This window comes from Hyphomonas sp. NPDC076881 (genome assembly GCF_050269995.1).
Taxonomy (GTDB): domain Bacteria; phylum Pseudomonadota; class Alphaproteobacteria; order Caulobacterales; family Hyphomonadaceae; genus Hyphomonas.
Genome location: NZ_JBNNJJ010000001.1, coordinates 341151 through 353362, shown reverse-complemented (window position 1 = coordinate 353362; position 12212 = coordinate 341151). Strand labels below are relative to the sequence as shown.

General features: G+C 62.1%; 12 protein-coding genes. 7 read left to right on the top strand and 5 right to left on the bottom strand.

Annotation, left to right across the window (positions count from 1 at the left end; genetic code table 11):
• Positions 1–100 precede the first annotated feature (100 nt).
• Positions 101–868 (bottom strand): hypothetical protein, encoded by a 768-nt coding sequence (locus tag ACQKI2_RS01700; protein WP_427377999.1) that lies wholly within the window; start codon positions 866–868, stop codon positions 101–103.
• A 139-nt stretch (positions 869–1007) separates the two neighbouring features.
• Here ACQKI2_RS01700 and ACQKI2_RS01695 point away from each other — a divergent pair, with 139 nt between their 5' ends.
• From ACQKI2_RS01695 to ettA, 3 genes are all read left to right on the top strand, one after another.
• On the top strand, positions 1008–1268 hold the full coding sequence (locus ACQKI2_RS01695) for a hypothetical protein (RefSeq protein ID WP_427377998.1): 261 nt from the start codon (positions 1008–1010) through the stop codon (positions 1266–1268).
• Positions 1269–1273: 5 nt separating this feature from the next.
• Positions 1274–1708 carry a PIN domain-containing protein gene (locus tag ACQKI2_RS01690; RefSeq protein WP_427377997.1) on the top strand — a complete coding sequence of 145 codons (435 nt, stop codon included), beginning with the start codon at positions 1274–1276 and terminating at the stop codon, positions 1706–1708.
• Between the two features lie 69 nt (positions 1709–1777).
• The gene (gene ettA, locus ACQKI2_RS01685) at positions 1778–3442 is read left to right on the top strand and encodes an energy-dependent translational throttle protein EttA (protein WP_427377996.1); all 1665 of its coding nucleotides are present in this window, start codon (positions 1778–1780) and stop codon (positions 3440–3442) included.
• 45 nt (positions 3443–3487) lie between these two features.
• On the opposite strand, the gene ACQKI2_RS01680 is transcribed toward ettA, so the two are convergent.
• Positions 3488–4699: a glycosyltransferase family 4 protein gene (locus tag ACQKI2_RS01680; protein ID WP_427377995.1), complete on the bottom strand. Its 1212-nt coding sequence runs from the start codon at positions 4697–4699 to the stop codon at positions 3488–3490.
• A 269-nt stretch (positions 4700–4968) separates the two neighbouring features.
• Between ACQKI2_RS01680 and ACQKI2_RS01675 the strand changes: the two genes are divergently transcribed.
• Positions 4969–6591, top strand: a complete 1623-nt coding sequence (locus ACQKI2_RS01675; RefSeq protein WP_427377994.1) for an amidase — start codon at positions 4969–4971, stop codon at positions 6589–6591.
• Between the two features lie 3 nt (positions 6592–6594).
• Here the strand turns inward: ACQKI2_RS01675 and ACQKI2_RS01670 are convergent, their stop codons facing one another.
• Complete coding sequence (locus ACQKI2_RS01670) at positions 6595–7290, bottom strand: helix-turn-helix transcriptional regulator (RefSeq protein WP_427377993.1); 696 nt, start codon at positions 7288–7290, stop codon at positions 6595–6597.
• 100 nt (positions 7291–7390) lie between these two features.
• Between ACQKI2_RS01670 and ACQKI2_RS01665 the strand changes: the two genes are divergently transcribed.
• The 3 genes from ACQKI2_RS01665 to ACQKI2_RS01655 all read left to right on the top strand — a co-directional run bounded on the left by ACQKI2_RS01665 (position 7391) and on the right by ACQKI2_RS01655 (position 10527).
• On the top strand, positions 7391–8002 hold the full coding sequence (locus tag ACQKI2_RS01665; RefSeq protein ID WP_427377992.1) for a glutathione S-transferase family protein: 612 nt from the start codon (positions 7391–7393) through the stop codon (positions 8000–8002).
• 257 nt (positions 8003–8259) lie between these two features.
• Positions 8260–8628 carry a hypothetical protein gene (locus tag ACQKI2_RS01660; protein WP_427377991.1) on the top strand — a complete coding sequence of 123 codons (369 nt, stop codon included), beginning with the start codon at positions 8260–8262 and terminating at the stop codon, positions 8626–8628.
• A 279-nt stretch (positions 8629–8907) separates the two neighbouring features.
• A complete protein-coding gene (locus ACQKI2_RS01655; protein WP_427377990.1) occupies positions 8908–10527 on the top strand; it encodes an AbgT family transporter in 1620 nt (539 codons plus the stop codon).
• Positions 10528–10605: 78 nt separating this feature from the next.
• Here the strand turns inward: ACQKI2_RS01655 and ACQKI2_RS01650 are convergent, their stop codons facing one another.
• Complete coding sequence (locus ACQKI2_RS01650; protein ID WP_427377989.1) at positions 10606–11232, bottom strand: MlaC/ttg2D family ABC transporter substrate-binding protein; 627 nt, start codon at positions 11230–11232, stop codon at positions 10606–10608.
• Between the two features lie 4 nt (positions 11233–11236).
• Positions 11237–12049 carry an MlaA family lipoprotein gene (locus ACQKI2_RS01645; protein WP_427377988.1) on the bottom strand — a complete coding sequence of 271 codons (813 nt, stop codon included), beginning with the start codon at positions 12047–12049 and terminating at the stop codon, positions 11237–11239.
• Positions 12050–12212 lie beyond the last annotated feature (163 nt).

The window sequence follows — 12212 nt, the reverse complement described above, 5'->3', positions numbered from 1 at the left end:
CGTGAGTGCGGCCATCGCCGCTATGAAAAGAGAACGGATCGTCATGGCGGAGGAGACTAGCGGCGATTCCGCCGCTGTCATCCTCTCTGCGCTGGCAGGATCAGCCCGCCCCGGCGAACAGCAGCGTGACGGCCCACAGCGAAGAGACCGCGCTCACCACAAGGTCGCCCCCCATCATGACCACAGCCCCCAGCGCGCTGCGGCCGGCTCGCCCCGCGCCCCGGTGGACCGGCCCCAGCCCCCGATACAGCGTGAGGAAATACAGCCCGAGCATCAGGCCGAAACCGATCACCATCGTCTGATCCAGGGCCTCGGCGCTCAGCCCGGCATACACCAGCGTCATCACCACACCGGCCAGAAGCACCGGCAACAGCCCCGCAAAATACAGCCGTATCCGCACCGCCAGGGGCGTGCCCTTGCCCCAGATGTTCAGCATCAGGGCAAACACCGCATGCACCCCGAAATAGCTGAAAGGATAAGTTACCAGCAGCGCGGCGAGATAGTCCCTGGCGGCTTCTTCCGGGGTGCGGCCGGGAAACTCGGTCCCCATCGCCTCCATGGTCGCCTGGGTATAGGCAAACAGGCCAGACGTATCGTTGACCCACAGGAATTTGAGGAACACGACCGCCGCAATCAGCGTGAACACCAGCCGGATCGACGGGGTATACCGGCCCAGCCAGTCCACATCCCGCGCCGCTTCGAACAGCCTGGCAGGCGATAACAGCGCCGCCGCCATCGTCTTCAACGCCCGCACATTCAGCCCGAACAGATCATCCAGCAGCGCGTCCCAGCCTGACGCCCGCGTCATGTCATCATCGCCATAGCTGGCAGGCTTCTGGTCAGCGGTGGAAGGAGACTTATCGCTCATGATCGGGCCTGCGCAGGGGAAAACCCGCTCTACTGAAAGCTGATGCCGCGCGCGCCTTCCCCACACAAGCGCAAAACGAGATATTGAGCGCTCTATCCGCGGATTGCCTGAAGCGCTGGCTCATCTTATAATTACATTCATGGGAATTAGATCTGTCATGGTGGATGATGAGACTTATAATCGTCTCGAAGCGCTCTCCAAGCGCGAGGGTCGCCCCATTGATGAACTTGTGAAGGCGTGGACCGAAACAGCTGTTCAGGCGGCGGGGCTGATCCGCAACCTGAAAGAACGTGACACGCGGATCGCTGAACTGAAAGCCCGTGAACAGGCTGCTCGCGCCAGGGTTTCGGGTTTTCGCGCAGGGGATAATGTCCCACGCGACCAGCTCTATCGCGATTAGTCTCCTTGGCGGTATTCCTGGATACGAACATTCTGATCTATTCGATCAGTACCTCTGAGGAACCGTTGGAGTTCACGAAAAAATCGCTGGCGGCTGATCTTCTTCAGCGGCGCAACGATCTGGTCCTCTCCACGCAGGTGCTGCAGGAATTCTATGTGCAGGCTACGCGGGCCAGCCGGCCGGGCGCGCTGCCCCATGAACTCGCCTGCGAGTTTATTGAAAGCTGGAAGCGGTTCCAGATTGTGCCCGTCACGGCTGACCTTGTGGACCGGGCGCTGCTCATCCGTCGTGAGACCGGCTTTCAGTATTGGGATTGCGCTATCATCGCCGCCGCTCAGATCGCGGACTGCGATACCCTGCTGACAGAAGATATGCAGGAAGGCCGGATATTGGGGGGCGTTACCCTCTTCAATCCCTTTTCAATACTGCGGACGGCTTGACCGGCGGTTGAGCGCAGGCCACATCGCGCCCAGACAACCGTTTCCAGCTTCGCAAAGGAACCATAGCCCATGGCCGGTCCCCAGATCGTTTACCACATGCAAGGCCTCACCAAGGCCTATCCCGGTGGCAAGAAGGTGTTTGAAAACATCCACCTGAACTTCCTGCCGGATGCCAAGATCGGTGTGGTCGGCGTCAACGGCTCGGGTAAATCTACCCTGCTGCGCATCATGGCCGGCGTCGACAAGGACTATACCGGCGAGGCCTGGGCCGCAGACGGCATCAAGGTCGGCTACCTCCCGCAGGAGCCCAAGCTCGACCCGGCCCTCACCGCCTTTGAAAACGTCGCGGCCGCCTGCCCGGAAAAGCAGATGCTCGACAAGTTCAACGAGATCTCGAACAAGCTCGGCGAAGACTATTCCGACGAACTCATGGAAGAGATGACCAAGCTGCAGGAGCAGATCGACGCGGCCGATGCGTGGGATATCGACTCCAAGATCGAAATGGCGATGAACGCCCTGCGCTGCCCGGACAATGACGCGGACGTCACCAAGCTTTCAGGCGGGGAAGTCCGCCGCGTCGCCATCTGCCAGCTGCTCCTGTCGAAGCCCGACATGATCCTGATGGACGAACCGACCAACCACCTCGACGCTGAAACCGTCGCCTGGCTGCAGAACTACCTCATCAACTTCCCCGGCTGCGTCATCCTCGTCACCCACGACCGTTACTTCCTGGACGACATCACCAGCTGGATTCTCGAGCTCGACCGTGGCCGCGGCGTGCCCTTCCAGGGCAACTATTCCGGCTGGGTCGAACAGAAGGCCAAGCGGATGGAGCAGGAAGCGCGCGACGATGTCGGCCGCAAGCGCACCCTCGCCAAGGAACTCGAATGGGTCCGCTCCGGCCAGAAGGCCCGCCAGGCCAAGTCCAAGGCCCGTATCACGGCCTATGAGAAGATGGCGTCGGAGGCAGAGCGCGAGAAGGTGATGACCGCGCAGATCCGCATTCCCCCCGGCCCGCGTCTCGGCGGCGTCGTGCTGGAGGCCGAGGGCCTCAGCAAGGCGTTTGGCGACAATGTGCTGATCGAGAACCTGAACTTCAAACTCCCCCCCGGCGGTATCGTCGGCGTCATCGGCCCCAACGGCGCAGGTAAGTCCACGCTGTTCAAGATGATCCTCGGCCAGGAAAAGCCCGATGCAGGCGCCATGCGTGTCGGCGAAACGGTCAAGATCGGCTATGTCGACCAGAGCCGCGACAAGCTCGACCCGAACAAGAACGTCTGGGAAGAAATTTCTGGTGGCACGGACATTATCGATCTCGGTGGCGTCAACGTGATGTCCCGCGCCTATGTCGGCGCCTTCAACTTCAAGGGCACCGACCAGCAGAAGAAGGTCGGCATCCTCTCAGGCGGTGAGCGCAACCGCGTCCACCTCGCCAAGATGCTGCGCGGCAGCCACAACCTGCTCCTCCTCGACGAACCGACCAACGACCTTGACGTGGAAACCCTGCAGGCGCTCGAAGAGGGTCTCGACAACTTCCCCGGCTGCGCCGTCATCATCTCGCACGATCGCTGGTTCCTGGACCGCATGGCCACCCACATCCTCGCCTTCGAGGGCGACAGCCATGTCGAATGGTTCGAGGGCGACTTCTCGTCCTACCTCGAAGACAAGAAACGCCGCCTCGGCGAAGACGCGGTCAATCCCAAGCGCCTGAAGTTCAAGAAGTTCTCGCGCTAGGAAACAGGCGTGTCCGGAGGGCCCGCCAGGGCCGTCCGGCAGGCATCATCCCGCTTTCACAGGTTCGGACGAAACATCCAGCGCCGGGTCCACCGCGGGCACGGCGCTGATCTTCTCTGCCGCGATGCGGGGATAGAAAGCGTCGTAGAACGCGCTGCTTGCGGTCGCTGAAAACTTGTCTTCCGCTTCCCGTCGCGCATTCCTGCGCATCGCCAGCAACAGGTGCGGCTTGCCGATCACCTCGCTCACGCGCGCCACCAGCTGCTCCACCAGCGCTTCGATTCCGTCACGGAAGTGCGCCTCATACGAGGCGTCCCCGCGCGTCTCGTAAGTTGGCGCGATCCAGTATCCTGTTTCATCCGTCGGCAGATCGAGTAGCAGTCCGGTGTACCCGTCCACCACCATCTCCGGCACAGCCTGCACATTCGTCGCAATCATCGGTGTGTGCTGCGCCATCGCCTCGATGATCGAATAGCCGAATGTGTCGGAGAATGTCGGCATCAGCTGGAAGTGTGACTTTGCCAGAAGTGCCAACACTTCGGAATTCGGCAGCCCGCGAGAGTGGGTCACATTCAGCAGGTCCAGCAGGCGCAGATACGGCTTGAAAAACTCCGCATTGGACGGATCGGTCCACACCGTTGCGCCCATTTGCATGGAAGACACGATATTGATATGCACAGGCAGGCCGCGCTTCTGCGCTTCCTCGGCAAAGCGCAGCACGGTCAGGCCGCCCTTCCGGGCAAAATGGCTGCCCACGAAGGTCAGCTCCAGCACATCCGGCGCGCCGGCGGAAAGCGCTTCGGCCAGAAGGTCTTCCGTGTCGGGAACAATCACGTTGGGGTAACGCACCATCAGCTTGCGCTTCAGGGTTTCCAGTTCCGGCGCGTCCCGGTTCTGGTGCAGGAAGTTGCGCGCGGCAAAATGCGAAAGGCCGATGATGCGCCGGCAACGGTTGCTGGAGATGTCGCGCATCATGGTGCGGCCCGCCAGCGAGCGTTCCTTCAGGCCGAATTCGCGGGGAAGGTGGCTTTCGAAAGAGATCACATAGCGTGGGTGGTTCAGGGGCACGCGGTTGAACGCATGCAGCAGGTTTTCGCCCTGGAAAGGTGGATAAAGTGCCAGTCCATCAAGGTTTGCGCGCGCCTTGCTGAGCGGCAGGAACAGACGTGGATCAACAGCATGGCGGCTTTTCCGGGGCAGCACGAAAGCTGTCGGATAGCGGTCCTTATAGGCGCCAATGTGCAGCGTCTTGGTCATTCTCATCTCCCGAAACGGGGCTCAGTCAGGTTGACCTTGAAAAGACTTATGCAAAAACAGGGCCATAGGGATTTTTCGGCGGGATACAGAGCATTTTCCGAATGAGTGCCGTCAGGAATTTTTCCTGCGATTACCGGGCAATGCAGGGTTAACGCGGGGCGTTTGCCGGTCTCAGGGCGTTTCATCAGTTTGCCGATAGTCCGTGCTATTGCGGCCAGGAACAAGATCGCTACTCTACGGCTCGAAACGGTTCATATGGGGAGGGACGCTTGCGGAATTTCATCGAAGGTGCTGTTATTTTTAAGGTTTCGGCGCTTCTTCTCGCCGCTTGCACGACGCCGGCCGCCGCGCCACCAGCAGCGCCCGCGCCAGTTTCTGCGCCCTTATCCTACGCCGCCGACGCCAGCCTTTCGCGTTCCCTTCCAGAACTCTCCGCCGCCCTCGCCAGCGGCGAGACGACCTCCGTTGATCTGACGACGGCCTATCTCGCCCGCATCGAGGCCATCGACCGCGCCGGCCCGCGCCTCCAGTCCATCCTCGCGGTCAATCCCGACGCGCTCGCCCAGGCCGCCGCATCTGATGCCCGCCGCGCGGCAGGGCAGGCGCTCGGCCCCCTCGATGGCCTCCCCATCCTCCTCAAGGACAATATCGAGTCCCTTGATCCCATGCCCACCACCGCCGGCTCCCTCGCGCTCGCCGCCAACATCACCGGCCGCGACAGCCCCCTCGTTGCTGGCCTGCGGGCGGAAGGCGCCGTCATCCTCGGCAAGACCAATCTCAGCCAGTGGGCAAACTTCCGTTCCAACGATTCCATCAGCGGCTGGTCCTCCGTGGGCGGACAGGTTCGCAATCCCCACATGCTTGACCGTTCCCCCTGCGGGTCCAGCTCGGGCACAGGCGCGGCCATCGCCGCCTCGCTCGCCGCCGGCGGGGTCGGCACCGAAACCAACGGCTCGATCATCTGCCCGTCGAACGTCAACGGCCTCGTCGGCTTCAAGCCCACCGTCGGCATCCTCCCGCAGGAAGGCATCGTGCCAATCTCGCCCAGCCAGGATACTGCCGGCCCGATGACCAAAACGGTCACCGGCGCCGCCCTCCTGATGAATGCTATGGCCCCGGATGATGTCGACTATACCGAGCACCTTTCCGGGGCCGCCCTCAAGGGCAAGCGCCTCGGCGTCCTGCGCGCCTCGGTCGGCTCCAATCCGGATATCATCGCCCGCTTCGAGGCTGCGCTCCATGCCATGCGCCAGTCTGGCGCCACAATTGTCGAGATCGAGGAAAGCGACGTCCCCGGCGAGTTCTGGGCCGCCTCGCTGCTGCTCCTGCAATATGAGTTTAAGGACAGTCTCAACGCCTATCTCGCCGCCGCCGCGCCGGGCGTGGTGACGCGCACCCTCAGCGATGTCATCGCCTTCAATGCCGCCAATGCCGATACCGAACTCGCGCTATTCAATCAGGACTTGTTCACAGCCTCCGATGAACTCGGTCCGCTCACGGATCAGGCCTATCTCGACGCCCGCGCGCTCGTCCAGTCTGCCGCCCGTGAAAACGGCATAGACCGTCTTCTGAAGGAATATGACGTGGACGCCCTCGTCTCGCCCTCCGGCCCGATTTCCCCGCGCGTCGATCCTGTCAATGGCGACGTCTGGCCCGAATGGGCTGGCGCAGGTTTCCTCGCCGCCGTCGCGGGCTATCCCCACCTCACCGTGCCGATGGGCGAGGTTCACGGCATCCCGCTGGGCGTCTCCTTCATGGGCGCCAAAGATACCGACGCGGCCCTCCTCGCCTATGGCTACGCCTACGAACAGGCCACCCAGCTCCGCCCGGACCCGAAATATTCGGAAACCGCCGAAGACCGCCCCGAAATCGCCGGCGCGATGCTGAAGTAGCCCCTAAACCGGCCGCCCCCGCGCCTTCATCCGTTCCACATAATCCCGTAACATCGAAACCCTCCGTGGACGGAAGCTATCGCCTGTCCGCTCGGCGGCGGCGATCCTGTCAATCCGGAAGCTCCGCCAGTCCTGCCGCAGCTGGCACCAGGCCAGCAACACCAGCACCTTCTCGGCATAGAGGATCGTCAGGGGAAGGACGATCCGCTCGGTCTCAGCGCCCGCCTCATCGCGATAGGAAAGCTTCAGTGTTTCCTCTTCCCAGCACGCCGTGCGGATCAGCGCCAGATCGCGTGAGGTCACCTCCCGCCGGTCATACCGGAACACGTAATGCACGGCATGGGCCGCTTCCCGCTGCTGGCGTTCGGGCAGGGTGGCAATCACTTTGGCAAGGGCGAGCTGGGCGGCTTCGGCAATCTCCCCGTCGCCGGAATTCTGCGCCTCGGCGAGGCCAATCAGCAGCGCTTCGATCTCGATCCGCGTAAAGCTCTGCGGGGGCAGGGCCGGGTCTTCCTCCAGCACATAGCCATAGCCCGCTGCCCCCTCGATCCGCGCCCCCGCTGCGCGCAGGGCAGCAATGTCCCGGTAGATCGCCCGCTCGGAAACCTCAGTCTCCTGCGCCAGCCGCCCCGCCGTCACAGGCTGGGGCAGGGTGCGCATCAGGTGCAGCAGGCGGAAAAGGCGGTCGGTGCGGGCCATGCGCGATCTCTACAGAAAGCCTCCTGACGGAAACTGTCAGGAGGGGTGCACCATAGTGTCCTCATGCCGCCTCCGGCAACCACCCCTGAAAGGACGCCCCATGCTCACCCTCTACCACGCCCCCCATTCCCGCTCGACCCGCATCCTCGACCTCATCTACGCCATGGGCATTGCAGACCGGGTGACCGTCCGCATCGTTTCGGTTCCCCGTCAGGATGGCACCGGCGGGCGCGACCCGCTCAACCCTCACCCCGAAGGCAAGGTGCCACTGCTCGTCCATGATGACGTGATGATCTGGGAAAGCGCTGCCATCATGCTTTATCTGGCAGACCTCTTCCCCGCCGCCGAATACACCGTGCCCGAAGGCGATGCCGAGCGCGGCCGCTTCCTCGCCTGGATGTTCTGGTATGCTGGCGTGATGGAGCCTGTCATCGTCCACGGCGTCGCCGGCCTCGACCACCCCGTCCTCCACACCACCTATCGCGGCATGACGGAAGTGGCAGACCGGCTCCGCCGCGCGCTGGAAGAAGGCCCCTGGCTGATGGGCGAGCGGCTCACCGCAGCAGACCTGCTCGTCTCCTCGCCCTTCCTCTGGTTCAAGGATTCCACGCCGGACGATCCCCTGATTCGCGACTGGGTAGACCGCATCGCCAGCCTCCCTTGGCAAGCTACCGTCATCGAACTTGAAAACTGGCACATGGCCGCCGCCTGACCGGAACTGTCCGGATTTGTCCAAGTCTTGGTCCTGAAAGTCTTTGGAGCCCCGTTGGAGTTTTTTGGAGCTTTCCAGAAAAAACTCCAACGCCTCTTACCCCTCCCCCGCCGGGAGAGGAGAGGCCCGCGCCCGGAGGGCGTGGGAGGTGAGGGCCTTCCGCCCTATCCAACAAAAATCTGCTCAAACCTGCAGCAAACACGCAGAAAAAACTTTATTTCCCCACCCCCTCCGGGAACGGAGCTATACTCCGTCCCATGTCGCCCCAGATCGCCCGCCTCTATGCCCATGTGGTGCCAGTCTTCTGGCCCTACCTCTGGCTGCAGCTGCGCTGGATCTTCAAACGTCAGGATGTTGAACTCCGTACCCTGCTGATCTCGGTCACCCGATGGGGCCACGTCCACATCGTCCAGGTCGGCGACCACTGGCGCGCCTACAGGAAACCCGCCGCCGTAAAGCCGAGCTGGGACGATCCCGTCTGGGAAAGCCATATCTCCCCGAACCTCGCAGGTGTCTTCCTCGAGGAACCCCAAACCTCCCCGCCGCGCGGGGATCTCCTCCCCCGTTCACGGGGGAGGTGCCCCGCAGGGGCGGAGGGGGGAGCCCCACACCCCGACACCTCCTAACTAAAAATCCGCGTCCTCCCGGAAATCGCGAAGCGATTATCCGGGACCTTCTCTCCGCCCTTTCCCCAAAACCCCTCAGCACATCCCCGCGCCATCGGCTCTCGCTCTCTGGCCGGGAGATCAGCTTCACCCAAAAAACCGGCCGCGCTCCCGCGCGTTCCGGCCCTCCGCGCTGGCCCTCCCGAAATCTGGCCCGCTTCGCTGTAATTATGGCACAAAAACCCTTGCCTTCGGGCGCCTGATCCGCACAGTTCGCCCTGGGAAACTGGGAGAGTTCGAATGAGCGAGAACAATATGGCGGCTGCGCAGAAAGGTTTTCTCGGATTTGTCGAGAGAACGGGCAACAAACTGCCTGACCCGGCTTTCCTCTTTTTCTATCTGATCGGCGGCCTTGTTCTCCTTTCGGTTGTTTGCGCCGCCCTTGGCGTGTCTGCGCCCCACCCGACCCAGATCAACCCTGATGGCTCCGACGTGGTCGTGCGGGCCGACAGCCTCCTGTCGGCCGCGAACATCCAGCGGCTCTGGGTGGATATGCCGAAAACCTTCACCCACTTTCACCCCCTGGGCTACGTGCTGATCGTGATGCTCGGCGCTGGCGTGGCCGAGCGCTCCGGCCTCTTCGCCAGCGGCATGCGGGCCGCCGTCCGCGGCGCGCCAACCTTCCTGCTGACGCCGGTGGTCGCCCTCATCGCCATGCTGTCGAACCATGCGTCGGATGCGGGCTATGTCGTGCTCATCCCGCTCGCCGGCATTCTCTATGCGGCCGCAGGGCGTCATCCGATTGCCGGTATTGCCGCTGCCTTTGCCGGCGTCTCGGGCGGTTTTTCCGCCAATATCACCCCTGGCCAGCTCGACGCGCTTCTCTTCGGCATCACCCAGCAGGCTGTGGATAACTCCGGCCTCGTCGACAGCCTTCACGTCAACATTGCCGGCAACTGGTTCTTCATCTCGGTCCTGATGGTGATCTATCTGCCGCTGATCTGGTTCGTCACCGACAAGATCGTCGAGCCGCGCCTCGGCAAATGGGTGCCCACGGCCCAGCAGGCGCAGGATTTCGGGGATGAAGACAAGCCGCTGGAGCCTGGCCAGAAGAAGGGCATTCTCTATGCCGGTCTTGCCAGCCTTGCGGTCATTCTCCTCTGGGTCTTCATGACCTTCGGCCCCGGAACGCCGCTCATCAATGAAGAGGCCTGCCCCCCCGGCACCATCGAAGCGGGCGACTGTTCCGTCCACGCCACGCTCGCGCCGCTTTACCAGTCGCTGGTGGCGGCCTTCTTCCTGCTTTTCCTGTTCGCGGGCTGGGCCTATGGCGCCGCGGCTGGAACGGTGAAGAACCACCGCGATCTCGTCGCCATGATGGCTGAAGCGATGAAGGACATGGGCTATTATCTGGTCCTCGCCTTTGCTGCGGCCCATTTCGTGGCCATGTTCGGCTGGTCAAACCTCGGCTTCATCACAGCGGTTCATGGTGCCAACGCCATCGAATCGAGCGGCCTGCCGCTGCCGGTCGTGCTCGGGCTGATGGTGATTTTCACAGGTTTCCTGAACCTCTTCGTCGGCTCGGCCTCGGCCAAATGGGCGCTGATGGCGCCGGTTCTGGTGCCGATGCTGATGCTTCTGGGCGTTTCCCCGGAGGGCGCTACGGCCGCCTACCGCGTCGGTGACGGGGCCACCAACATCATCACGCCGCTGATGGTCTATTTCCCGCTGATCCTGATCTTCGCCCAGCGCTGGCAGAAGGATTTCGGCCTCGGCAGCCTTACGGCGCTGATGCTGCCTTATTCGGTTTGGCTCCTGGTCTCGGGCGTCATTCTCACCGTCGGCTGGTTCTATCTCGGCATCGATCTTGGCCCCGGCGCCCCGATCAGTTTCACCATGCCCCCAAGCCCGGCGCCCTGATCAAGGTTTGTTCCGCGCAAACAAGAACGCCCTGACCATCGGTCAGGGCGTTTTGACAATTGGGAGGGGTTGAAGGGATCAGCTGCGCTTGCGTGTCTTGATGTCGGCGGTCATCGAATTGATCTTGTTGATCAGCACATCAGCCGAACCATTGCTCTGATCGAGCAGGGCGATGAACTGGGCGCGCTGTTCGATGGCGAGCCAGATCAGGTTGCCGTCCAGGTTGAGGGCAACATCGACAACCTGATAATTGCCTTCCTTGCCCTGAACACGCCAGCGCACGTCCATGTCCTTGCCGTCCTGCCGCTTGATCACCGTGTTGACGATCGAATCGGTCGGCGAGCGATCGACGGAGTTGCGCACGGTCACGGCTTCGCCGCGATAGGCGTCGAGTTCGTTCTCGTAGACAGCCATGGCGTAGTTCCGGAACGCCGTGCGATAGCGGGTCAGGTCAGCCTGGCTGAAACGGCGGCTGTATTTGCCGATCACGAAGTTCGAGATCGCGTCGAAATCGGCGAACTGGTCCATGTAGTCGCTAAACTTCTCCGTCCGCTCCTTGGCGGAAAGGGCGGGGTTGTTGAGCGTGGACAGAACTTCGTTGGCATTCTTCTTGACGTAGGCTTCCGTCTTGGCATCCGCGAAGGCGGGCAGGGCGCTTACAGACAAGGTTGCGGCCATAAGAGCCGGAAGGATGAAACGCTTCACTGTGTTACTCCTCTTCAGGGGCAGCCCCGACACTTTCATCTTCGAACAGCTCGGCGTCATAGTCGTCGAATGCGTCGAAATCAGGGAGGTCGTCATAGGCGGTGTCTTCGTTCACCTTCCCATTAAGGATCTCTGCCTGACGCGAAGATGAATAAATCCGTCTAAGGGCAATATAGGGTTCGGGTTGGGCATTCAGCGTGTTGATCTGATCGTCCAGATTCACACGGGCATTCAGTGCGCCGACAACACCGAGGCCGGCGCGGATGGCCAGGTCTGTGTCATCGTCATTATCCAGTTGGACCCAGGTGAGCGGGTCTATCGCGCGGTCTACGCCAAAACCGGTCAGGTCACGCGGCGTCGTTGGGCCAAGCACCGGCAACACCAGGTATGGGCCGCTTTCCACGCCCCAGACGGCCAGCGTCTGGCCGAAATCCTCATTGTGGCGGTCCAGCCCCATATGGGTGGCGGCGTCCCAGAGGCCCAGGAGGCCGATGGTAGTGTTGATTCCAAAGCGGGCAAAGGTGGTTCCGGCGCGGTCGGGCTCGCCCTGAAGCACGTCATTGGCGAAGATGACCGGGCCGCGCAGATTGCGCAGGAAATCAGTCACCCGGTCGCGGGCGAATTCGGGGGTTACTGTCTTGTAAGCGGTTGCGGCTGGTTCCAGCGCGTATTTGTCGAGCCCGTTATTGAAGGCGAACATCTTGCGATTGAAGCCCTCATAGGGGTCTGCCATGTCATTGGAGCCAGCAGCGGGTGTCGAAGCGCAGGCAGTAAGCGCGACCGCGAGCAGGGCGGCACCTGGGAAGGCGGGTTTCATGCAGTCAATAATCCTGAAGAGACGACGTACGGCGGAGGATGGCAGGCAAATGTGGCTTCTGGGAGGAGTAAGTCATCAACTGTTGACCTGGCTATGCTGCGAAGTTTGAAATAAGTCAACGGGTGATGACAAGAATGGTGGATGGGGTTGCAGAGAGATGGCA